The organism is Butyrivibrio sp. CB08 (genome assembly GCF_003625485.1).
Taxonomy (GTDB): Bacteria; Bacillota; Clostridia; order Lachnospirales; family Lachnospiraceae; genus Butyrivibrio.
The window spans coordinates 156988-181907 of the sequence record NZ_RAIR01000008.1; the positions used below are offsets into that span (position 1 = coordinate 156988).

18 protein-coding genes are annotated in these 24920 nt (G+C 41.7%); 1 reads left to right on the forward strand and 17 read right to left on the reverse strand.

Going from position 1 to position 24920, the window contains the following annotated elements; genetic code table 11:
* Positions 1-30: 30 nt before the first annotated feature.
* The 7 genes from pgsA to trpS all read right to left on the reverse strand — a co-directional run bounded on the left by pgsA (position 31) and on the right by trpS (position 6670).
* Entirely contained in the window at positions 31-573 is a 543-nt protein-coding gene (gene pgsA / locus D6855_RS13675) for a CDP-diacylglycerol--glycerol-3-phosphate 3-phosphatidyltransferase (protein ID WP_120742046.1), read from the reverse strand.
* On the reverse strand, positions 557-1924 hold the full coding sequence (rimO, locus tag D6855_RS13680) for a 30S ribosomal protein S12 methylthiotransferase RimO (protein ID WP_120742048.1): 1368 nt from the start codon (positions 1922-1924) through the stop codon (positions 557-559). The genes pgsA and rimO overlap by 17 nt, the downstream gene beginning before the upstream one ends.
* Before the next feature lie 3 nt (positions 1925-1927).
* Complete coding sequence (gene rpoZ, locus D6855_RS13685) at positions 1928-2227, reverse strand: DNA-directed RNA polymerase subunit omega (protein ID WP_120742050.1); 300 nt, start codon at positions 2225-2227, stop codon at positions 1928-1930.
* A gap of 51 nt (positions 2228-2278) precedes the next feature.
* Positions 2279-2899 carry a guanylate kinase gene (gmk, locus tag D6855_RS13690; protein ID WP_120742118.1) on the reverse strand — a complete coding sequence of 207 codons (621 nt, stop codon included), beginning with the start codon at positions 2897-2899 and terminating at the stop codon, positions 2279-2281.
* 4 nt (positions 2900-2903) lie between these two features.
* Positions 2904-3791, reverse strand: a complete 888-nt coding sequence (locus D6855_RS13695; protein WP_120742052.1) for a YicC/YloC family endoribonuclease — start codon at positions 3789-3791, stop codon at positions 2904-2906.
* Between the two features lie 167 nt (positions 3792-3958).
* Positions 3959-5458 (reverse strand): tagaturonate reductase, encoded by a 1500-nt coding sequence (locus tag D6855_RS13700; protein ID WP_120742054.1) that lies wholly within the window; start codon positions 5456-5458, stop codon positions 3959-3961.
* Positions 5459-5668: 210 nt separating this feature from the next.
* Positions 5669-6670, reverse strand: coding sequence for a tryptophan--tRNA ligase (gene trpS / locus D6855_RS13705; protein ID WP_120742056.1), 1002 nt, complete (start codon positions 6668-6670; stop codon positions 5669-5671).
* Between the two features lie 118 nt (positions 6671-6788).
* Between trpS and D6855_RS13710 the strand changes: the two genes are divergently transcribed.
* Entirely contained in the window at positions 6789-8606 is a 1818-nt protein-coding gene (locus tag D6855_RS13710; RefSeq protein ID WP_120742058.1) for an Rqc2 family fibronectin-binding protein, read from the forward strand.
* A gap of 3 nt (positions 8607-8609) precedes the next feature.
* Here D6855_RS13710 and D6855_RS13715 read toward each other — a convergent pair whose 3' ends face one another.
* The 10 genes from D6855_RS13715 to cbiD all read right to left on the reverse strand — a co-directional run bounded on the left by D6855_RS13715 (position 8610) and on the right by cbiD (position 24846).
* Complete coding sequence (locus D6855_RS13715) at positions 8610-9734, reverse strand: SLC13 family permease (RefSeq protein ID WP_243111945.1); 1125 nt, start codon at positions 9732-9734, stop codon at positions 8610-8612.
* Positions 9735-9850: 116 nt separating this feature from the next.
* Complete coding sequence (locus D6855_RS13720; RefSeq protein ID WP_120742060.1) at positions 9851-12145, reverse strand: hypothetical protein; 2295 nt, start codon at positions 12143-12145, stop codon at positions 9851-9853.
* Positions 12146-12155: 10 nt separating this feature from the next.
* Positions 12156-13274: a DsrE/DsrF/DrsH-like family protein gene (locus D6855_RS13725; protein ID WP_120742062.1), complete on the reverse strand. Its 1119-nt coding sequence runs from the start codon at positions 13272-13274 to the stop codon at positions 12156-12158.
* Positions 13275-13277: 3 nt separating this feature from the next.
* Positions 13278-13712 carry a M67 family metallopeptidase gene (locus D6855_RS13730; RefSeq protein ID WP_120742064.1) on the reverse strand — a complete coding sequence of 145 codons (435 nt, stop codon included), beginning with the start codon at positions 13710-13712 and terminating at the stop codon, positions 13278-13280.
* Positions 13713-13724: 12 nt separating this feature from the next.
* Positions 13725-14534 carry a thiazole biosynthesis adenylyltransferase ThiF gene (thiF, locus tag D6855_RS13735; protein WP_120742066.1) on the reverse strand — a complete coding sequence of 270 codons (810 nt, stop codon included), beginning with the start codon at positions 14532-14534 and terminating at the stop codon, positions 13725-13727.
* A complete protein-coding gene (gene thiS / locus D6855_RS13740; RefSeq protein ID WP_120742068.1) occupies positions 14534-14740 on the reverse strand; it encodes a sulfur carrier protein ThiS in 207 nt (68 codons plus the stop codon). Before thiS ends, thiF begins: the two co-directional genes overlap by 1 nt.
* A 202-nt stretch (positions 14741-14942) precedes the next feature.
* The gene (locus D6855_RS13745) at positions 14943-20237 is read right to left on the reverse strand and encodes an InlB B-repeat-containing protein (RefSeq protein WP_120742070.1); all 5295 of its coding nucleotides are present in this window, start codon (positions 20235-20237) and stop codon (positions 14943-14945) included.
* Between the two features lie 235 nt (positions 20238-20472).
* The gene (locus D6855_RS13750; RefSeq protein WP_243111948.1) at positions 20473-22089 is read right to left on the reverse strand and encodes a putative polysaccharide biosynthesis protein; all 1617 of its coding nucleotides are present in this window, start codon (positions 22087-22089) and stop codon (positions 20473-20475) included.
* Positions 22090-22151: 62 nt separating this feature from the next.
* Positions 22152-23597, reverse strand: coding sequence for a glycogen synthase GlgA (gene glgA, locus D6855_RS13755; protein ID WP_120742074.1), 1446 nt, complete (start codon positions 23595-23597; stop codon positions 22152-22154).
* Positions 23598-23649: 52 nt separating this feature from the next.
* The gene (cbiD, locus tag D6855_RS13760) at positions 23650-24846 is read right to left on the reverse strand and encodes a cobalt-precorrin-5B (C(1))-methyltransferase CbiD (RefSeq protein ID WP_120742076.1); all 1197 of its coding nucleotides are present in this window, start codon (positions 24844-24846) and stop codon (positions 23650-23652) included.
* Positions 24847-24920 lie beyond the last annotated feature (74 nt).

Sequence of the window (24920 nt, forward strand, 5' to 3'; positions counted from 1 at the left end):
ATAAATCTAATACATGACTCGCGGTGCGAATCAGAAGGGGCCACTCATAACATCCTTATTCTTGATAAGGTAGTCCACAAGTGAAACGATCGTAAGGATAAGTGCTATCCATTTGATAACCTGTGTAATAAGTGGAAGTGGTGTTATATCCAGATTGGCGATCATAAGGATGACCATGATCATCTGGAAAGTTGTCTTAAATTTCCCCCAATAACTTGCAGCGATAACTCTTCCGTTGTCAGCTGCGATAAGTCTGAATCCACTGATGATAAACTCTCTGGCAATGATAACTATAACGATCCACGCCTCGATCCTGCCAAGCTCAATAAGTCCGATCATAGCTGAGCAAACAAGAAGCTTGTCAGCCAGTGGGTCCATAAATTTTCCAAAGTCAGTGATAAGATTGTATTTTCTTGCAATCTTGCCATCGAACAAATCTGTAAGAGACGCAACAATGAAGATAGCCAGTGCGATCCACTTGAAGTTAGGATTCATGGCATCATTCAAAAGAAAGAACACAAAAAACGGAATAAGTACTACTCTGGCTACTGTAAGCTTATTTGGTAAATTCATCTTTTAGCTCTCCTATCAAATCGTATTCATTGGATCCGGTTATGAGAACCCTGACATAATCCCCAGTCATAAGTTCCCTTGTTACGCCGGTGATAAACAGATACCCGTCAATGTCCGGAGCATCCTTATATGTCCTTGCTACATAAGTAAGGCCTTCATCATCATCTGAGTCAGTGATCCTGCCCTCAATTACAGCATCAACTGTTTTGCCGATCATACCCTCGGCAGCCTCAAATGCGATTTCCTGCTGAAGCTTCATCAGCTGATTCCTTCTGGTGGTCTTGGTCCTCTCTAAAACCTGTCCCTCCATGGTGGCAGCTGGTGTATCTTCCTCCTGGGAGTAAGTAAATACTCCGAGCCTGTCGAACCTAAGGTCCCTTACAAGCTCCATGGTCTGCCTGTGATCAGCTGCTGTCTCCCCTGGGAATCCACTTATAAGAGTTGTCCTAAGGCAAATATCAGGAATCTCTTCCCTAAGGTGCTTAACCAGCTCTCTGATCTCAGCATTGTTAGTCCTTCTGCCCATCTTTTTCAGTATCTCATCAGAACCTGACTGGATGGGGAGATCCAAGTAATTGCAGATCTTGGGCTCAGACTTCATACACTCTATGAGCTCGTCATTGATCTCCTCCGGATAACAGTACAGAACTCTTATCCACTTAAAGCCCTCTATCTCACAGAGCTTATGAAGAAGCTCTGGAAGGCTCTTTTTCCCATATAGATCAGTTCCATAAAGAGTTGTCTCCTGGGCTACAACAAGTAGCTCAGTTACGCCATTATCTGCAAGTTCTCTGGCCTCTTTGAGAAGGTCCTCCATTGGAACGCTTCTATATTTGCCCCTGACCTTTGGGATAATGCAGTAGGTGCAATGCTTGTCACACCCTTCTGCGATCTTTAAGTAATTGAACAAACCTCCGGTGGTCATAACTCTCTTTTGGCCGCCCCTTACCGGTTTATCAATACTCTCGAAATAGTTTTTATGGTGAAAAGAGCTGTTTCCTGCGGCAGTTTCCTCTATAGCCTCAACAATCTTCTCAATGGAAGTTGTTCCAAGAATCTGATCTACCTCAGGGATCTCTTTTTCCACTTCTTCCTGATAACGCTGACCAAGGCATCCTGTGACGATCAGGGCCTTGAGCTGACCTGAAGCACGGCGCTCTGCCATCTCCAGGATAACGTTAATGCTCTCCTGTTTAGCATCACCAATAAAGCAGCAGGTGTTTACAACTGCTGCTTCTGCTTGGGTCTCATCATCTGTAAAGCTGTGACCATGGCTTGCCAGTAACCCTAGCATAACCTCGGTATCAACTCTGTTTTTGTCACATCCAAGTGACACGAATAAGATCTTCATATATTAGTTCTCTGCGTTCTCAGCCTCTACGCTCTCTGCTGCTTCCTTTTCTGCAAGAAGAGCTTCCTTTTCCTCATCTGTAAGGATGCGGAGCTGTGCCTGGTTCATCTCATCAACTGCGATTGAAAGAGGCTTCTGCTTGTCCTTAACTCTTACCATTGGCTCGTCGCCAGCGATGATCTGTCTTGCTCTCTTGGCAGTAGCCATAACTACTGAGTATCTGGAGTTGATTACTGGCTGCTCGCCCTCTTCAACTTCCTTGTTAACAACGTTCATAAGGTCTACATAAGAAGGGTGTATCATTTATATATTTCCTTTCCTGCGTTAATTCGCATATACAAGCTCAATATAATATTATAACTCATTAAGCTCTTTTCTGATAGTGTTTATAAAATCAAGATTTCTTGATGGTGCATTGTGAGCTGCATCCATGATCTCATGGACCTTGTCCACACATTTATCAAGATCATCATTGATAACAATATAGTCGTAGTTCTCAATGCCTACGGACTCTTCCTTGGCTCTGTTAAGCCTCTGAGATATAACTTCAGCTGTCTCGGTTCCTCTTCCGGCAAGTCTCTTTTTGAGTTCTGCTGCAGATGGTGGCATTACAAATAAAAGTACTGCGTCAGGATACTGCGCTTTGATCTGGAGCGCTCCCTGAATCTCAATCTCAAGGATAACATCCTTGCCCTCAGCGAGCTTGTCTTCTACAAACTTCCTAGGGGTTCCGTAGTAATGATTGACGTATCCTGCGTGCTCAATAAGACCATTGTCTCTGATAAGCTGCTCAAACTCCTCATTACTTACGAAGAAGTACTCTCTGCCATTCTCTTCACCTGGTCTTGGATCCCTGGTAGTCGCTGAAATTGAAAGAGCATATCTGTCATATTTAGCTGTAAGGGCCTTCATGATGGTTCCCTTGCCAGCTCCGGAGAATCCGGATACTACTATAATAATGCCTTTGCGATTAATTCCGTTACTCAATGTTCTGTATCTGCTCCCTAACCTTCTCGATGTCAGTCTTAAGGGCAATTCCTCTGTCTGAGATCTTAAGATCTGTGGACTTGCTGAGGATCGTGTTTGCCTCTCTGTTCATCTCCTGTGCAAGGAAATCAAGCTTTCTACCAATTCCGTCCTTGTCATCGCCAACCTTAAGAGTGTCCCTTGTGGCCTCGATGTGGCTGCGAAGTCTTGTAAGTTCCTCGTCTACACAAACCTTGTCTGCATAGAGAGTAACCTCCATAGCAAGTCGGTTCTCGTCTATCTGCTTGTCCTCTAAGAGATCCTGGATCTTCTCACGAAGTTTAGTCTTGTACTCGTCAATGATCACAGGTGAACGCTCAGTAATGTACTCAACATTCTCAAGCATTCCAGCGAGCTTGTCAGTTAAATCCGCAACAAGGAACTCGCCTTCCCTCTTTCTGGAATCTAAAAACTGCTGACCTGCCTGGTCTAAAGCCTTCTTGATGCCGCTCCAAACCTCTTCCTCATCCAGCTCTTCCTCTTCCATTGTAAATACTTCTGGAAATCTTGAGAGCACAGATATCCTTACATCATTATCAAGTCCAAAATCATCTGCCATTTCCTTAAGGAATGTATAATACTCCTGGGCAATAGCTTTATTGTACTTAACCTTGGATTCTGATTCAGAAAAATCTTCGTAGCTGATATATACATCTACCTTGCCACGTTTCATGTAGGATTTAAGTTCTGAACGGATTGCTGCTTCGAAAGCGTTGAACTTCTTGGGCATCTTGATATTGATATCAAGATATCGATTATTGACTGACTTGAGCTCAACTATATACTTGCGCTGACCTTCTGTGACCTCACTTCTGCCAAAACCAGTCATACTGCAGACCATAAGTAAGATTCCCCCTTATATTTGGGCTATTTTTTTACACAAGTTATTATAATATAACGCGTATTTATGGTCAATGTCAATGAGTTTTAAACATCGATAAATACTAGCTTTTTACAAAAGAAAACACCGCTCCCCCAAGACAGGAAGCGGCGTTTCTAACCTATTTATTAAAGGCAGCTTGCGTAGGCTGCTTCAGCACCCTCTGTGCGGATCTTCTTAAGGCCCTCTGTAACCTTATCTGTAAGTCCATCGATCTTGTTAAGATCCTGATCCCACATCTTCTCATTAGCAAGAACAGCCTTAACCAGATCTTCCTCAGAATCATTTCTGTGCTCATAGAAGAACTCAAGAGCCCATCTGTCATCACTTACTGTATATGTATTGCCCTTAGGTCTCTTACATACAAGACCTGCGTCTGTAAGCTCCTGAACATCATTTGAATAGAAAGCAATGTATGCTGCAAGAGACATTGTAAGGCAAACAGGGAGCCCTCCATTCTTATCAATATACTGAAGGAATGAAGGCATGTTTCTTGCCTTCCACTTACTTGTTGAGTTAAGCGAGATAGACATAAGCTCGTGGTTTACGAAAGGATTGTTGAAACGATCCTTAACAGCTGCAGCAAACTGATTGAGGTCATTCTCATCAAGGTGATCAACAAGTGTAGGAATAACTTCCTCATTGAGCATCTTGTTCATGAAGCCAGAGATTGTTGCGTTCTGCATGCAGTCACGAACGATATCCTGTCCTGAAAGATAAGCTCCAAGTACAAATCCTGTGTGAGCTCCGTTTAAGATACGAACCTTGCGGTGCTTGTATGGCATAACATCAGGAACTACGTGAACATTAACTCCAGCCTTCTTGAATGGAAGTCTGTCCTCCAGACCCTCTGGTCCCTCGATGATCCAAACACCAAAGATCTCACCAACATCGATAAGCTCATCGTGGTATCCGTTCTCAGCCTCGAGCTTTTCAACTTCCTTGGCATCACGGATCCTGCCTGGAACGATTCTGTCTACAAGTGTTGAACAGAAAATGTTGTCGTTGTTTACCCAACTCTTAAAGCCATCTTCAAGCTTCCACTGGTCAATGTACTGGTTGACGCACTTTAAAAGCTCTTTTCCGTTGTTATCGATAAGCTCGCAGGAAAGAACAACTACTCCCTTCTTGCCAGCCTTATATCTTCTGTAAAGAACCTGTGTAAGCTTACCAGGAAAGCTATTTGCAGGCTGATCATCAAAGTTGCATGCTGGGTCATAAGCAATACCAGCCTCTGTTGTATTTGAAGCGATGATATCAAGGTCGTCGCTCTCAGCGATCTCCATGATCTTATCAAGGCCTTCCTTGTCATATGGGTTAAGGCAGCAGTCACAGGCAGAGATGACACGCTTAGCATCTACCTTCTGTCCGTTCTCGCTTCCTCTAAGATAAAGTGTATAGAGACCTTCCTGCTTGTTGATAAGCTCTGTAAGTCCCATTGAAATAGGCTGAACAAGAGCAACCTTGCCATTAAAACCAGCCTTCTCATTACTGATGTCAAAGAAATAATCTACAAATGCACGCATGAAGTTTCCTTCACCAAACTGAAGAACTCTTACAGGTGCATCCTTAAGTACATATCCCTTATAGCCAGACTTCTCCAATACCTCATAGTTAAGTAATTCCATCTAAACTCTTCCTCCTAAACCGTACCTTCTCATGTCTCCAGGCGAATTGTAACCGCTTACACTTCATGCCCGAAACAAATTTCTCTAATATTTGTTATACCAAATAATGTAAGCGTTTACAATAGCATTTTTTTATCAGCACATAAGAAAATAAAAAACCGGAAACACTTGTCATGAAACAAGCATTTCCGGTTACTATATCTGATTTAATTACAGCTGATAAAAACCAACCTTCTTGTAGACTTTTCTAAGAGTCTTATTGGCGATGTAAGAAGCTCTCTCAGCACCCTCTTTGTATACGTTCTCAAGGTAAGCCTTGTCAGCGATAAGGCGCTTAGCCTCTTCTCTGATAGGAGAAAGAGTCTCAACAACAGCCTCTCCTACTGCTGGCTTGAATACACCGTAGCCCTGGCCAGCGAACTCTTTTTCAATCTCCTCAAAACTCTTGCCTGTGATAGTTGAGTAGATGTTCATAAGGTTAGCTACACCTGGCTTGTTCTCCTTGTCGTAGCGTACGCAGTTCTCCATATCTGAGTCTGTTACTGCTCTCTTGAACTTCTTGCGGATAACATCAGGCTCATCCATAAGGAATACGCATCCGTTAGGATCTGACTTACTCATCTTGTCGCCAGGAGTTGTAAGGCCATAGATCCTTGCACCAGTCTTGGCAATGTATGGCTCAGGGATTCTGAATACATCTCCGTAGATGTTGTTGAAACGCTCTGCGATGTTTCTTGTAAGCTCAACGTGCTGCTTCTGATCCTCACCTACTGGAACGTAGTGTGGCTGATACAGAAGAATGTCAGCAGCCATCAGTGAAGGATATGTGAAAAGACCTGCGTTGATGTTGTCCTTGTGCTTCTCAGACTTGTCCTTGAACTGAGTCATACGGCTGAGCTCACCAAACATTGTGTAGCAGTCAAGTACCCATCCAAGCTGAGCATGCGCTGGAACATGAGACTGAAGGAAAAGAGTGTTCTTCTCAGGGTCAAGTCCGCATGCGATATAAAGAGCAAGCATCTCAAGGGAACGTCTTCTGAGTTCCTTGGGATCCTGTCTAACTGTTATTGTATGAAGGTCAGCCATAAAGTAGTAGCACTCGAACTCGTTAACTCGATCTGCCCAGTTCTTGATGGCTCCCAAATAATTTCCTAAATGTAAATCTCCACTTGGCTGAATGCCAGAGAGCATTATTTTCTTTTCTGATTCCATACCAAAAACCCTCCAAATACCAAACAAAATACTAGTTGTTAGTGTATCAGTAATTGTCGCTTTAATCAAGTAATGGTATACTGTGTTGTACTATTTTTTATGTTAATGAGGCTTTATTATGGCATTCGATGGAATTACAGTTGCAAATTTAAAAAGAGATTTCGAAAACCTCCTTGTCGGAGGCAGAATATATAAGATAGCACAGACCGAGAGCGACGAACTTTTTATCACCGTCAAGCTCTCCTACGAGGCTGCAGAAAAGTACGGGATCAAGCAGACAAGGCTGGTCCTTTCTTCTGATGCTTCTCTTCCACTGGTTTACCTTACAGATGAGAGCAAGGCATCACCTATGACAGCACCAAACTTCTGTATGCTCCTTAGAAAGCACATCCAGAATGGCCGTATCACTTCTGTTACTCAGCCAGGTGGTCTTGAGAGGATCCTTCGCTTTGAGGTGGAGCACCTTGATGAAATGGGCGACCTTCGCCACAAGGTCCTTCTTATAGAGATAATGGGCAAATACAGCAACATCATCTTCACCGATGAAGATGACGTTATCATCGACAGTATCAAGCACATCCCTGCTTCTGTAAGCTCAGTCCGTGAGGTACTTCCTGGTCGCACTTACTTTATCCCAAGTCAGGACAAGGCTAATCCCCTTGAAACAACAGCTGATGAGTTCTCATCTCTTGTTCTTGGTAAGCCAATGCCTGTATTCAAGGCCATTTATTCAAGCTATACAGGCCTTTCTCCAATAATCGCCCAGGAAATATGCTACAGAGCTCTTGTGGACGCAGATAAGCCCGCAAATGCTCTTAGCACATCAGAGTCAATATCTGTGTACAGAGCCTTTGATGTCATCATGCAGCATGTAAGAGAAGGCTCTTTTGTCCCAGCAATCTACTATGAGGCTGGCGCGCCAAAAGAGTATTCTTCTATCCCGCTTAGTATATATGGCTTTGATCTTCGTGGCGCAGCAGATGCAGAAAGCGCCACATCCAGTGATGAAAATATCAGCGTAATGACTGATATCTCAGCTCTTATTGAGCAGTACTACTCTGAAAAGAATGTTGTCACCAGGATCAAACAGAAGTCTGTTGACCTTCGTAAGATCGTTCAGACTACCCTTGAGAGGAATGTCCGCAAATATGACCTTCAGCTCAAGCAGATGGCTGACTGCGACAAGAAGGACAAATACAGGGTTTATGGAGAGCTTCTTAACACCTATGGCTACAGCGCATCAGAGGGCGACAAGTCCATAACCGTCAATGACTATAACACGGGAAAAGACATTACGATTCCCCTTGACCCTACTCTCTCCGCAAGAGAAAACGCAGGTAAGTATTTTGATAAATACACCAAGCTAAAAAGAACTGCTGAAGCTCTCGAGGAGCAGATGAAGGAAGTTGCTGAAACGATAGAACAGCTTGAATCCATCGCTACTTCTCTGGACATCGCCAAGAAGGAAGCTGACCTTGCTCAGATAAGGCAGGAGCTTGCAGAAAGTGGCTATATCAAGTCTCACGCTACAGGCAAAAACGGCCGTAAGGAAAAGATTACCAGCAAGCCTTTCCACTACCAGTCTAGCGATGGCTTTGATATCTACGTTGGCAAGAACAATATCCAGAACGATGAGCTCACCTTTAAGACAGCCAACGGCGGCGACTGGTGGTTCCACGCCAAGAAGATTCCAGGATCTCACGTAGTTCTTTTGACAGGAGGCAGGGAAGTTCCAGACAGGGCCTTCGAAGAAGCTGCGGCTCTTGCAGCATACTATTCCAAGGGTAAAGTTCAGGAAAAGGTTGAGATAGACTATCTAAAGAGAAAAGACGTTAAAAAGCCAAATGGCGCAAAGCCAGGCTTCGTGGTTTATTACACCAACTACTCCATGGCCATTGCGCCAGATATTTCAAAGTTAAAGCTTATTAGTGACTGACCATCAGGCCATAAAGAATCTGAAAGCCACAAGGCAGATCAGGAAGAACACATTTGCAGCGGTAAATACTCCTACATATTTAAGGGTATTGCCGCTGTATTCTTTTGTATAGGCCTTAAACGAGATAAGGCTGGCCATAGATGCGATGAGGGTTCCAAGGCCTCCCACATTTACAGCTATAAGAAGGGATTCGTAGTCCTTGGTAAAGCCTGACAGCATAAGTGTGGCTGGAACATTGCTAATGACCTGACTAAGTCCAATTGCTATAGGAAATTCTCTTCCGGAGAGCGTATGGCCCAGGAAGTCGCTGATATAATCAATTTTGCCCATATTTCCGGTGAATATAAAGAAGCCAATAAATGTAAGCAAAAGAATATAATCCGCCCTGAAAAGTATCTTAAAATCCATTCCTGCTACCACTATAAATACGATGATAGCAAATATGAACCAGGGGATTGCTCGAACAACAGCAAGTAGGGCTACTACAAAAAGTGCTGTATAGATGATGATCTGGGTCATGCTGCCAAAGTTGCTGGTGATACTGCCCTCTTTTGCGTTAACCAGGTTCTCTTTTCTGCTGGGTACTGTATAAAGACAGGCAAAAAGAAGAACTGCTGAGAGCAGGCTGTATGGAAGCATTGTAAGAATGAACTCAGACAGCTTCATGCCTGTAAGACCATACAGATAAAGGTTCTGAGGATTACCAATTGGTGTAAGCATACTGCCAAGGTTAGCTGCTACTGTCTGGAGGACGATAACAGGAATCATCATGTCCTCTCTCTTGCAGCTTGACATGATCATGATAGCCAGTGGCACAAAGGTGATAAGAGCCACATCATTGGTGATCAGCATACTTCCAAAGAAGCACATGAACACCAACACTATTCCCAGCTGAAAGCCATTTTTAACCCTCTTTAAAAGAGCTATGGCGATCTTTTCAAATACTGAGTTCTCCTTAAGTCCCTGAATAATTACCATAAGGCCCCAAAGGATTCCCAAAGACCTGAAATCTATATATGAAATGTAGGTCATGTCTGGACGTACAAAAAAGGCTGAAATAATAGCCAGTATCCAGGCAATCACAAGTACTTTATCAACTTTGATAACTCTCTTTTTAATTCCGTTCATAACTTATCCTCTTTTTATTCAAAAAACACACGAGGAATATTATACACCAATTTTTTAGAAATTAAGGCGGACATCTCATTAAGAAATGTCCGCCAAATTATTACTTTATTTTCTTATTACTGCTCTTCTTTTTTCTTTCTCTTGACGAAGATCATTGAGAAAGCGATTGCTACAGCAACAATGATTGTAATGATGCTTCCAAGAACACTTGTATCTGATGTACCAGATTTTCTTGCGCCTAGTACTGCAGGAGAATCTGTTGGAAGATCTCTTTGAGCGCCAAGAACTGCTGGTGCTGGCTGTACTCCTGCGGATGGCTGGTAAGTATCCTGGGATGATTCACCAGATGACTGGTCATTTGATGAGTCATCGTTTGAAGAATCATCTGTCTTTTTGTCATCATCCTTCTGCTCTGTACTGGTGGTATTTATTGTGATCACAATGCTTCCATGAACATTTTTAACAAATACATATCCACTTTCAGCATCATATCCTATACTGTCAAAATATGAAGGATGATCTGTAACAAATCCAGAAATCTTACTACCTTCTTCCGGACTAAGATAAAAATAAACTGTCTGACCAGGCTCAGCGGATTGGGCTGTATCTCCATTAAATGTAATATTCTTGGAGTTATCAACATCTATCGAAACATCATACATTCCCCTGGGAATATAGAATACCTCATGATCTGAAGCAAACCAGAATGTATTGGTAGACGAATCTCTCTTTTCACCAATTCTAAGAAGATGTGCTCCTGGAGCAAGATCAGTAAACCTGCCATCAGTTGGCCTAGCCCAATCTCCTGTTCCAAGAACGATAGCTTCCTCTATTACTTCACCTGTCCATATCTCGTAATCATCAGGAACATTAATAACTTTTCCATCAGTTTTCCCAGGCTTACTTCCAACAAGCTGATCTGTGTTCAGAACCAGATTCTTCTTTTGCTGGAGGATCAGGTGGATATCCGTAGAAGCTGAGATTCCTGTAAAGTCCTGAGTATCTCCAAAAAGAGGTGAATAATCAGCTGTGATATCGCCGTTTTCTGCGCTTATTCCATAGCTGTTTTTAAATGTAACAATACCTTTCTCATCAGTTGTACGAGTTGAAGTATAAGATACACCTGACTTATCATCCCTAAAGTATATCTTTTTCTCAGGAACAGGATTTCCGTCTTTATCCAAAGCTTCCAGCTCAATAGTTGTCTGGATATAAGGATTTTCTTCGGAATATTTTCCTTCAGGGTTAAAAGTTACACTCTTTACTTTCAACTCGGAAAGTACCGGCTTTTCTATAGATGAAGCTGATACAGTGATATCACCTTTAATTCCTGTTATGGTAAGCTCACCTGTAGCTTTGTAAAAGCTTTTACTTTCATAGTTTTCAGAAGGCTCTACCTTAATACTATCTGTGTCAATATAATGGGTTTCGTTATTTTTCGCAGTGATATTTAAAGAAGCGTTTCCACCTTCCTTTACAGTTTGCTCAGTTTTGCTGAACTTAACATTATCATCTCCAGAAGTCCTAACAGTGTACTCTATTACTGGAGCAACGCCTCCTCCCGCAACTACTGCTCTTTGGGCGCTTGATTTAATGTAATACGTATTACCATCGGAATAAGCAGGCAGATAAACATAGTATTCACCTGGCGCAAGTCCAGAAATTGTGTTTCCATCTACCGTAGTTTTATCATTACTGCCAGTTCTATAGTAAACAAGTTTTGAATCATCACTAACATTAACACTAACGGTTCCAGTAGCTCCGTCATCAACGGAAGCAGTAGTTGATATATCAGATTTATCAAGCTGCTGCTTAACTACAGATATCTCAACATGATTACTATCAGCTACAAGTTCGCCATCCTTTATCAATTCAGCATGGAATTCATAGGTCTTACCACCGGATATAGAATATGTCTTTGAAAAAGAGCTTTCAGTAAGCCTATTCTTATTAGCACTTCCTGATCCTGAATAGAACCAGACTGCATAGCCTTCATAATCATCGATACCAGATATAGCTGCATCTATGACTGCCTTGTTTCCATCTGGATTGTCATCGTTCACTAATTGGATGACTGTTATCGCTATAGAAGGGCTGGACACTCTGGTAGGATTTTCCTCATCACTTACAGCTTCCTCAGGCTCAGTCTTAAGAAGTGCCTTAAAAAGAGGCAGTAACTCTCTTTCCTCTTCTACTGGCTCCACCTCTAAAGGTTCACCAACTATTGGCTGTTCATCTTTTGGTTCCTCGGTTTTTGGTTCCTCAACTACAGGTTTCTCAAGAGTAGTTCCCTCAATAGCTATTGGCTCCTTAACTTCCGGTTCCAAAGCCAGCACGCTCTGATTTGTGCTGAGCGCCATAACAAGAGCCAGCGCTGGCACTACAATGTGTTTAAAAAATCTTCTTTTCATCTTTCTCCCCTCATATGAACAGGCTTATGTCGGATTTTTCTCCGGCGCCTATAAAGGTGGCTACGCCACCAAGTTCCACACCATCAATCAGTTCTTCCTTATGTATTCCCATGATATCCATAGACATCTGGCATGCTACTATCCTTACTCCATGGGCTATGGCATCATCTATCAGTTCCTCCAGGGATGAAATGCCCTTGTACTTCATGATAGCTCTAATCATCTTAGGACCTGCCCCAAACATATTCATCCTTGATAGTCCAAGCTTTGTCGTTCCCCTTGGCATCATAATTCCAAACATCTTCTCAATGAAGTTCTTTGAAACTCTGACTCTTTTGGGCCTTCTAAGGATATTTAGTCCCCAGAAAGTAAAGAACATGGTCACATTTCTTCCAAGAGCCGCAGCTCCGTTTGCCATGATAAAAGACGCTATCGTCTTGTCCAGATCTCCACTAAATACAATAAAGGTCTTATCATTGCCCTCTTCCTTAACTACAACCCCATCTTTGGGAGCTGAAGCTTTTGTGCTTCCCTTGGAAGACTTCTTTATCCTGGCTGTTATAATGCCGTCGTCCTTCTTAAGCTCTTTTAACTCATTACCAGTTCTCTCGCACCAGACCTTAATATCTGATTCAAAAGCATCCTCAGTAGCCTCTACAGTAACTGTAGCGCCATCTTTAAGCTCACGAAGAGTATCTGCCACCTTCACAATAGGTCCAGGGCACCTAAGATTTTTGGCATCGATAAAAGTATCTTCTTTTGGTGATTCTTCCGATTTGGATGAAATATCTGCAGACTCGACCGGCGTATCTGGCTCAAGCTTTCTATACCGATCATATCCCCCATCTACATTTATCGCATCAAATCCTCTATCTGTCAAAATTTCGGTAATTTCTTCACTAAAATCCCCAGTTCTGCAAATGACATATACCGGCTTATCTGAAGGAACACTGTCAAGCTCTGAACTCACCTTTGAAAATGGTACATTTATTGCTCCATCAATTGGATGTATCAGGACTTCATCCGGCTCACGAAGATCAAGGACTGTTACGCTGTCTCTTTGTTTTTCCAATAGCTCTTTAAACTCTTCTGCTGATATTCTTTTAATCTGTGTATCTTCAAATTCCATAAATCATCCCCCTATGATGACAAGTTCTTCTTTACGTACTGTTTTCTCCCCGTCTATATTTTCAATATGAAATGCGTTTAAGACCGGATCTGACTCATCCTGAAGTGAAAGTATCAGGTAGCTTGCTTTGCTGTCATTGGCCAGCCTTTTATCTTCCTCTGATGGCCTTGAAGGCGTTTCTGGATGTGAATGCCAGTTACCAAGTGGTTTTAGCTCATTCCTGCGCATATCCTTAATTGCAGCTAGCTGCTCAGCAGGATCGATACTAAAATGCTCATTGGTATGATCCACATTTGTAAGAAGATAGACCTTAGTTATATTGCGTATGCCGTCTTCACCATCAAATCCTGCGATAAGCCCGCAAGCTTCATTAGGTCTTTCAGCTAAAGCATGTTTATATATTCTGTCATATTCCGACTTACTAATTGTTATTTTCATCTTCTCTCCCGATCAGTGCTTAAGTTCACATACAGGCTGCTCATAATCAATAAGCTCCGTAATTGTTGGTTCATCTGAGCAGACAGCACATCCTTTTCCGCGCGGCGGAAGCTTGATCTTGTGGAACTCCATCTTAAGTGCGTCATACGTAAGAAGATAACCTGTCAGCAGATCGCCAACACCGGTAATGAATTTGATTGCTTCCATAGCCTGAAGAGAACCAATAACTCCTCCCATGGCCCCAATAACTCCGGCCTGCTTACATGTAGGAACAGCATCCTTTGGTGGCGGATCCTTGAAGATACATCTGTAGCATGGGCTCTCTCCTGGAATTACCGTTGTAAGCTGTCCTTTAAACCTTATTATTCCAGCATGGGAAAATGGCTTTTTTGCCATAACACAGGCATCGTTTATAAGGAACTTAGCTGAGAAATTATCTGTCCCATCAATAATGAAATCATAGTCTTTTATCAGATCAAGAATATTGCTGCTATCCACAAACTGATAATAAGTATTGACAGTTATATCAGGGTTTATCGCCTTCATAGTCTCCGCTGCTGATTCTACCTTCTTTTTGCCAACATCATTAGTTGTGTGGATTACCTGTCTTTGAAGATTTGACAGATCAACAACATCAGCATCTACAATACCTATAGTTCCAACTCCAGCTGCTGCAAGATAAAGAGCTGCTGGAGCCCCCAAACCTCCGGCGCCTATGATAAGCACTTTGGCTCCTAGAAGTTTCTTTTGCCCCTTAACACCAATCTCTTTAAGGATGATGTGCCTGCTGTAGCGCTCAAGCTGTTCATTGGTAAAAGCCATCAGCGTCCACCTCCCATGAAATACAGAAATTCTACCTCATCTCCATCCTTCAGGCTGTAGCTGTCGAATACATCTTTACTAATGAATTCCTCATTAACAGAAACAGTTACATATTCTGGCGTTTCAACCTTATCAATTTCTATAAGCTTTCTAATGGTCAACGCCTCATCAACATCTCTTTTTTCTCCACCAACTGTAATCCTCATAAGTTTTATCTCCTTACATCATTTAGTTATTTCTAGATTAATGATATGAACATACTGATTCAGGAACAATAAGATAAAACCTATCTGTAACTATAAGGAACAATAATACCTCTAAAGCATTTTGGAAGACCCAAAATAAGCCAAAAATAAAGACGGACATCTCAAAATGAGATGTCCGCCAAATTATTACTTTATTTACTTATTACTGCTCTTCTTTTTTCTTTCTCTTGATGAAGATCATTGAGAAAGCAATAGCTGCAGCAACAATGATTGTAATGATACTTCCAATGATGCTTGTATCAGATGTACCAGCTCTTCTTGCGCCAAGTACTGCTGGCTGTTCTGCAGGAAGCTGTCTCTGTGCGCCGAGTACTGCAGGTGCTGGAGCTGCTACATAGCTATCTGCGTCAGGATCACGAGGAATCCACTCATCGTCATCGCCTGTTGTGCCGATTGTAAGTGTACCATCAGCATATGCTGGCAAGTAGTTATTAAGTACCTGCATTACAGGTGGAAGTTCATCATAACCAACTATGATGACATTATTACTTCTAAGCTGTAATCTTTCAGGAAGCTCTACAGGCTGTATATCACTATTATCAATATCAGCAAACGGAAGCTTAACATGGATTGCATACTTACCACCAGCTGACTCTCCTGGCTCACGATTAAAGATATAGAATTCCTTAAGGTAGTCATCAACTAGCTGCTGAGAATCCGCATCTGATCCCAAGAGACCAGAAACTCTTGCTGTAAATACAGGATCTGATGCTCCATAATCCTTATACTTATCATCTGCTGTGATTGTAAGTGTTGCAGGAGTAATTGAAAGCTTACCTACTACGTCATTAACTTCAATATCTGTCTTGAATATACCTAAATCTGTAATGTCCTTATCACCAAGCTTGAAAGAAATATTCTTAACATAGATATCATAATCTCTTACTCTTGTTCCTTTGCCACCTGCAAGATCTACTGTAACCGAATACTCTCTGCCATCAACAGTGATCTTCTTGGTCACTGACTTAGCAACTTCCTGCTCTTCTCCAGTGTACTTTCTCTTAACTGTGTCTGTAGAAATATCCTCAAAGAGCTCTCCCTCAGCTGCATAAACTGTAAGAGTTCCAAGTGACATTGCCTTGTCAAGTGAAGCCATAAGTGTGTTATAGTTCGCACTGTTTACGTTAAGTGCTGTAAGAGGCTCATCTGAACCTTCCATGTATATTACAAGATTAAAGTCAATATCTGCTGACTGCTCAGTAGCATTATAAACCTTCTCGTAATCGAAGCCGTCTCCCTCAGTGTTGCCCTTAAGCTCAAGAACGACATTGTAAGGAGTCTTGTCAAAGCTTCCCTCTACACGAACGTCAGAAGCAGGCATCCTGAATGCTGTTGCAGAAGTCTGTGTTCCATCCTCACCAGTTAACAGCTTCTTGAAGAACAGTAAGAAGCTTGGAATAGATGTTGGTGTTGCACTTACCGCTGTAACTTCCTGTCTAAGCGCTTCTCCATTTGATACAGGACGTGCCTTCCATCCCTTGAATGTATAACCAGGAGCCTCTGCATCTGCTTCTACAGTTACAAGCTGTTGATAACGATACTTCTTGGTGTAACCAGCAAGCTCTGCTTCAGTAGGGTCTACAATCTTAGGAATGTCATCTCCAACATACGCATAAGTTACTTCATAAACTTTTCTGTCGTAGTAAACCTCGATAACAAGTTTGTCATCCTCAGCAGGAACTGCAATTGCTGGAATTGTATCATCCTTGCCATACTCTACAGCATCTGATCCAGTTAAAAGAACCTTTGTCTTAGCATAATTGAATCCAACATACTTATCATCAGATCTGTCGGCATCTTCATACCTAACGTTCTCTGTATAGTTTCCGGTTCTATCAAGCTTGTCTGCCTTAACCTCAGTATAATCATCATTCTCAGCATTCTGCTGGAAGTACTTGATGGTGTACTTGATATTCTTCTTGGTCTCAAACTTACCAACAAGTTCTGTATCTGCTGTGATTACAAATGTTGACTTTTTGTCGCTTCCAAGATACCAGCCTTCAAATGTGTATCCTGTTGCAGTTACTTTTGTAGTATCAACTGTTACAGTCTGTCCATATCTGTACTCTGTTTTATCTACAGGTGCATTAGCAGGAGTGATACCCTTAACTGCACCTTTCTTATCGTCATAGTTATATGTAACCTTGTAAGTATTTCTCTTGAAGTAAACTTGGATTACAAGGTTGCCATCAGCTCTTACTTTGATGTCATTATCATCTGTAATCTTTGAATATTTATCACCAGTTAAGTTTGCTTTGGTTTCAACATATGCAAATCCACTTTTTACCTCACCAAGAGCAAGAATATTGTCTCTGGATTTATTATATGTAGCTGTTTCTCCAGTCTTCTTATTAGTAAAAGTCTTGGTGGCTGTAGATACCAAAGTATACTCAGCATTATCAACATTCTGCTTGTAATACTCAACTTTATACTGTGCAAAATCAGCTTCCCACTGTGCTGTGTAGGTTACTGTCTTTGTAACTTTCGGAAGCTTCTGATCTTTTGAATAAAACTTATTATTCTCTGCAGAACTCTTCCATCCAGTAAACTTATATCCAGTTCTCTTTGGAATGCTTGTATTATCGCCAGCCACAAACGCTGGAGCATCTGAATCCTTATCTACTGTATATTTCTGATCAGCAAAAACAACCTCATTATTCACACCATCAGTGTAAGTAACGTCAAACTGTACTACCTTTTTGAACTTTGCATAAACTGTCAAACTGGAAGTAACAGTTGTCGCTGTAAATGGTTTTGTACAATTCTGGTCTGTAAAGAATCCAATAAACTCATATCCATTCTTATAAGAATCCATAGAAGGATGAATTATTGTATATTCATCAAAGTATGAAACCTCAGTAAGCTTCTTGTCGCTGATATTAGCTATCTTCGTATTATTTTCATAATACTCACCAATATACTCAATGTTATTCGTAGCAAATCTTACATCCAAATGATAAGCAAACTTTGTATAACCATCTGGAATTTTGATGTTTGTCTTTCCAGCATTTGGTCCCGACTGTTCAATATGTTCAGGATCATCTCCCTGACTCTGGTTATTCCATCTAAAGAAAGCGGTCTTGTAAGACTTCGCATGGCCATCAGTATCAAGTTTTATCTTGCTCTTGTTAGCAACAACTGTATTGCCTTTATTGGCAAGGCCTGCATTCTGAAGGTAACTTGTATCAATCGAATCAATTGCATTGATCACAGTACTAACATTACCTCGAAGACCTGCATCTACAGTTGCCTGATCAATCCAAATTACACCAAGCGGGAAGTAGCCATCGTCCTGAACCCATCCAAGTTTAAGCTGATCACGAAGCTTAGCGTTATGATCAGTCAAAGAAGATGAGCTGATTCCATCTGTCGCATAAACAGCAACCGGGATCTTCTTTTCTTTATATGTCGCATATACTGTAATGTCTTTTGTAATAGGATCTGTAAACTTAAAATCTTTTGTTGGTTTGCTATCAGTTTCTTTATTCTTAACTTTCCAACCAGCAAAAGTCTTGTTGCCCTTATCCTTAGGTGTAGCTACTACAGTAGCTGTTCCGCCTTGATATACTATCTGATCAGGAGAGATTGTTTTATTATCATCTGCATCCTTAAACTTTACAGTATACTTCTGCCAGATAGCATAAACATGTGTAGTCTTACCATTTTCAACTTCTACTTCAGTCACATATTGTGTAGCATTTGGTGTTGTTCCCCAGCCAAGGAAAGTACAATCAGAATTAGGTCCGGTAACAACAGTTGCATACTGAGCCTTCTCAACAAGAGCAGCAGTCTTCTTGCCACCCTGTGTCTGTGTCTCCCAGTTTACAGAAACATCTTTTGTTGCATCACTGCCCCAGTTATTGTGGTACTGTATCTTTGCACCATAGTTGAATTTCTCACGGAAATTAAACTTATAGTCAAAGCCGAATTTTTCCTGACGATAAGTATGAGAATTAATGCATCTCTCGTATGCATTTTTATTATCTGCTTCGGTGCATGTATATTCGTATACCTTTTTATTATTTGAACTGCCTGGACCAGCTCCAGGTCTAGGTCCAGGGCCAAAACCAGGACCTGCAGATGCTGCATCTTCTACCGTTACATAAAAGATGATTGTGTCTGATGTACTAACAGAAGAGATGGTAGTTTTATCTTTCCCTTGGCCTTTTGATGCAGGAAGAGAAAGTCTCTTCTCTACGACTCCAAGATCATCCTCAGTAACGCCTGCACCCATTTCAAATACTTTACCATTGATTGATACTTCTACCTTCTTAACCTTAGGCATTTCGTCATCTGTAAATCCAAGGTCAATGTGGTCAGTTGTGACATACGCTGTAGGATTGGTGCTATTATAGAAAAATTTTACCGCTTCAGAAGAATTAGGATTTACATATTGATCATATTCACTGCCTTCCACACTAGCATATAAATATCCATCCCAAATATAGAAGAAATTGATATTCTTATCATTTATAGTAGCATGATCAAAAGTATAGCCATTCATAATCGGAGCAACAGCTGCCGGATACTGATATGGCAAATCCCAATCAGACTTCATATTAATCTTACGAATGGAATTATCTTTTTCTATCGCATTTCCATTAATGTCATAAACTCCTGCATTGATATTTACATATCCATACCAATAATAGAGAGTAACCGAATAGATGGAGAAATGCTCCGCGTCAAAACTGATCTCAGTTCCTTCCTCAACAACCTCAGAAACAGACTCCGCTTCTGTCAGTTCATCATTAACGTGATAAACTTCCATAGCAACAGCTTTAGGAGCCGCCTCTTGAATTCTTGAAAACTTAACATCTACAGTTCCATCTTCTGGTTTATATACCTCACCAGTCTCCTTTGAAACTATAGTAATATCATATGAAAAAGTCTTCTCAACCTTTAAGTTATCTCCGAGTTCATCATCAATAAGTTCTTTAATCTGAGCTTCATCCTCATCTTCAACTTTATATATCTCAAGAGTTGCATCATCAGGAAGTACTTCCGGATCAGCATATAACGAGATCACGATTCCATCGATGGTCTTGCTCTCCTTGAATTCCTTTTCTCTGACTTCCTCAGCCTCTTTCTCTTCTTCCTCAACAGCTTCCTCTACTAATGCAGGATCTGTACCCTCAACATCAGTTCCTGTTGTGGAAGCGTCATCGTTTACTACTTCCTCGTTTTCACCTGCTCCAGTGCCTTCGCCTGCAGTAGGTGCTGTAGTAGTCTCCTCTGTAGACTCCTCAGTTGAAGCCTCTGACACTACTGGAGTCTCGATTTCTTCTTTTTCAACAGTATTGATAGTACCCTCAGTATCAATTACTGTCTCTTCTTCTGTAGCAAACACCTTAGCTGTTGTAAGATCACTGCTGAATGTAGTGATTACAACTGCAAATGCCAGAAGAAATGCCAACAATCTGTTAATCTTCTTCATGGATTAACTCCTCCTCAAAATGAATAAAAAGTGAAAATTTTGTGAACACACACAATATATAGTAGAACAATACCAATCATATAAACCATCATATTTGGCTCAAATTTTGTTAAAAAGAAAAAATTGCGGCGTTTTTTTACACAATTTCGATAAAATCATGTAATAAAGACGTCGCAATTTGTTAAACCATATATAATGTATGATTGGAGTTGTCAGACAACTAGATATTCCGCTTTTACAGAATATGAATTTTCTTAAGAAGAGATACAATACTACTTCCCTTAGGGAATCTTCTGATATCTTCCTCCGAAGCACCTCCAGACTTTATCAGAACAGCGAAATAGATAAAAGCTGCAAAGAATACTGAAACAAGTGTTGAAAAGAGATTTACGAAGTATTCTGATCCAATGAGCATCCTAAACAGGAAAGCACACAGCTGATAAATTCCAAAAGCCGCCGCCCCCATTACTGTTGAAGCAATTACCGGGAACATATAAGTCTTTTTGAAATCATTATTAATAGGAAGATTCCGTTTCATAACGAAGTTATTTAGCAGACACATTACAAGGGAATAAAGGATTGTCACGATACAAAGTGCCACATACCCAAGATCTGTATAAATAAGAAGAAGTGTCAAAACTCCGCTCTGAAGAATAAGAGCCAGCGCCGCATTAAATACAGGCGCATTAACCTTACCAATTCCCTGAAGGACCGCATTGGTTACTGTAGACAGAGAATAGAAAATAACCGTTATTGCAAGAAGCATCAAAAGAAATGACGCTTCATCAATGGACTTTTTCTGAGGGAACAGGATCATCATGACAGGCTTAGCCAGAGCGAAGAGCCCCACTGCACATGGGATTGAGATCATAAGGATAACTCTGGTAACTCTTGAAACTGTAGCTCCAGCACCTTTCACATCTCCTCTTGCATAGGTTGTAGATACTTCAGGGATCATTGCCATAGCTGCAGCGGAAGCCAGAGCTATAGGAAGATTGGTGATGACCATTGCCTTCCTTGCAAAGATTCCGTACTGATAAGCAATGGTACTCTCATCCACGCTCTTGAAGTGGAACAGGATCCTGCTAAACAAAGTAGAATTCAGGAAAGTTGAAAGGTTATAGATACAGGTACTAAGGATAAACGGTGTAACGATCATGAAGATCATCTTAAAGATCTGGCTGGTTGGCAGTTCCTCATGCTGATCCTTTTCAAGTCCTTCCTTGACTCTTGGCCTGTTATATCTGTAGACAAGGAACATAAAGATAAGGGCAACCAGGACACCAGAGCCTGTTCCTATGGCAGAACCTATAGCTCCGTAGACAGCTCTTTTGACCGGATCCTCATCTCCTGCTATGCCAGTAAGGATAAGTGCTCCACCAATACTTACAATGGCGTTAAAGACCTGCTCAATAAGCTGAGAGAGAGATGTTGGAATCATGGTCCTGTGGGCCTGGAAATAGCCTCTGAGAACTCCAAGAAATCCAAACAGGAAAATGGTTGGAGCAAAGAATCGAAGGACTGTTGCGCTTCTGCCAGTCACAAGTACGGGCGCAGCAAAAAACAGCACAAGACCGCCGACACCGCCAACTACCGCCACATAAACAAGGGCGCACCTAAAAATCTTGTGGGCGTTTCGGTACTCTTTTACCGCAAGCTTGCCTGATATTATCTTGGACATTGCAGATGGAATACTATAGGAAGAAACTAATAAGACTATTGTATAGACCGCATAAGCAGCAGCATAATAGCCATTACCTTCATCTCCGATAATGGCTGCCAATGGACTACCATAAAGAAGGCCGATGATTCTTGATATTATGCCTGCAATAGCAAGAATACCGGCCTGCACAAATAGTCCCTTTTTGGAATTATCTAATTCTGCGCTACTCTTCATGTTGTAAAGATAAGTTATTATGGCCTAAGCCAATCGTACATCTCCTGATATTTTTCAGCAGAAACCTTCCAAGAGAAATCAACCGCCATAGCTCTGTCGATCATCTTGTTCCACTCACGCTTCTGATCATAGTATACATGCTCAGCCTCGCGGATGGTTCCAAGCATCTCATGAGCGTTGTAGTTAAGGAATCCAAATCCGGTTCCTGTGCTCTCAAACTTGTTGTAAGGCTCTACTGTGTCGATAAGTCCGCCTGTCTGTCTGACAATTGGTATCGTACCATATCTTAACGCCATTAGCTGAGAAAGTCCACAGGGTTCAAACAAAGATGGCATCAGGAACACGTCTGAAGCCGCATAGATCTTGTGGCTCATAGGCTCTGAATAGTAGATATTAGCTGAAACCTTGTCATTGTACTTCCAGTCAAAGTGTCTAAAGGAATTCTCATACTGCTCTGCTCCTGTTCCAAGAACAACCAGCTGAACAGCATCCTGGCACAATTCATCAAGCACGCAGTTGATAAGGTCAAAGCCCTTCTGATCAGTAAGTCTTGAGACAATACCGATCATCATCATCTTCTCATCTTCCTTAAGTCCAAGCTCCTTCTGAAGAGCCTTCTTGTTCTTGGACTTCTCCTTGCGGAAGTTGATAGCGTTGTATTTGTATGGAATATACTGGTCTGTGGCAGGATTGAACTCGTCGTAATCAATTCCGTTCACAATACCTCTAAGGTCGCTGGCTCTTGCACGAAGCAGTCCGTCCAGCTCCTCTCCGTAGAACTCAGTCTTGATCTCCTCAGCGTATGCCTTACTAACTGTTGTAATGGCGTCAGCATAGACGATACCGCCCTTAAGGAGGTTAGCATCCTTGTAAAGGCCAAGCTTGTCAGGAGTGAAGTAATAATCAGGAAGTCCTGTGATATCCTGAACCTTCTTGATATCCCACTTACCCTGGAACTTGAGGTTGTGGATAGTCATAATGGCCTTGATGCCTCTATAGAATTCGCTGCCCTGGAATCTCTCCTTGAGGTAAACAGGAATAAGTCCTGTCTGCCAGTCGTGGCAGTGAATGATGTCAGGTCTAAAGTCAATTACAGGCAGAATAGAAAGAGCTGCCTTTGAGAAGTAAGCAAACTTCTCGATCTCGAAGATAACGTCGTCACAATAAGGCTTCATACCATTGAAATAGAACTCGTTGTCGATGAAATAGTACTTGATTCCATCAACTTCGGCCTTAAAGATACCAACGTACTCATTCTTCCAATGGAAATCCATGTAAAAGTTGGAGACATACTCCATCTTGTCCTTCATCTGCTGGTTAATACACTTGTACAGAGGGAGAATTACTCTTACATCAAAATATCTCTTGTCGATGTTCTTTGGCAGAGAGCCTACTACGTCAGCAAGTCCGCCTGTCTTAATAAATGGTACACCTTCTGAAGCTACAAACAGGATCTTTTTCATTTATTAGTCATCTCCTTATTATGAGTCTGAATACTCATATTAATAGCTTACATTAATTGAGCCTGCGTGACAACGCAAATTGTTCCTGTGAAACCTTGGCAATAACAGCCGCAGTATCAGCGGTCTTACCAAGGAATCCGAACTGCTCAGAGAAAAGAGCTACTCCGCAGGTAAGTTTACCGGCGCAGCGCTTCTTCATAGCCTTATCAATCTCACTCATGATGCTCTGCATAACAAGATCTTTAAGGCCCCAGCTCTCAAGATAAGCAAGGACTTCATCGCAGGTTGCGCATGCCATAATAAGCTTGACCTGACTGGAAGTTCCGCCTACAAGAGCTGTGTGGGCTGAAAATATCTCTCTTCTGCCGTCAGATGCTACAGAATTGGTATTCATGATACCTGCAGCGAGCTTAACCAGCTTGCCCACATTACCTACAAGAAGTATGTTCTGAACGCCCTCTTCAACAGCGCAGTCTATGGCCTGTCCAGGGAAATTATAGCAGCTGATAGCAGTCTTAAGATCTACGTGAAGTGCTTCATTGATCTGCTTGGCACAGTATTTACCAGGACTGACAAGAATCGAACGTACTCCAACAGCGGTCTGAGCCTTGATCTGTTCATCAATGGATTCTGAAATTTCTCTCATGTGCACAGGCTGAATAGTACCATAGGACCCCATGATCCTGATTCCGCCAGCAAAGCCACTCTGTGCGGACATTGGATTTCTTGCAGCGATCATTGCTCCCTCAGGGCAAGATACTGTAATTAGAAGAAGCTGTGCTCCGTCAGACATCTCGCATACATCACTTACAGCATCAAAGATAAGGGCCGCAGCTTCTTTTTCAAAAAGAGGATTGCCCTTCTTAATGCCAGGCTGATCGGTCATAGCTGTTCCTATGCCCTCTCCGCCCTTTAAAAAGAGATTTCCATACCTGATATCAAGAACAGATCCATCCAAAGCCTCTGTCATGTTAGTCACTCTGGAAACACGGACATGGATATTGGCCCTCTCCTTAATATCGGGAGCCATTCCGCCTTCCATGGTGCAGACATATTCGCAGGACTGATAACTACAGTTAGCAGCCACCCTCTCAACAATATATGTTCTGGTTGCACCATGTTCATGATGAATGGTGACATTCTCATAGTGGATATTAAAAATGAGCTCAGCAGCCGCTGCTCTGGCTGCAGCTGCAGCACAATCTCCACTTGAAATTTGGCTTAGTTTTAGTCCAGTGAATCTGTCCATAGAATATTCCTTCTATAATTTGTTAACAAAATATCGTCACCAGTTATTTTTTATTTTGAATTACTTTATGTTTT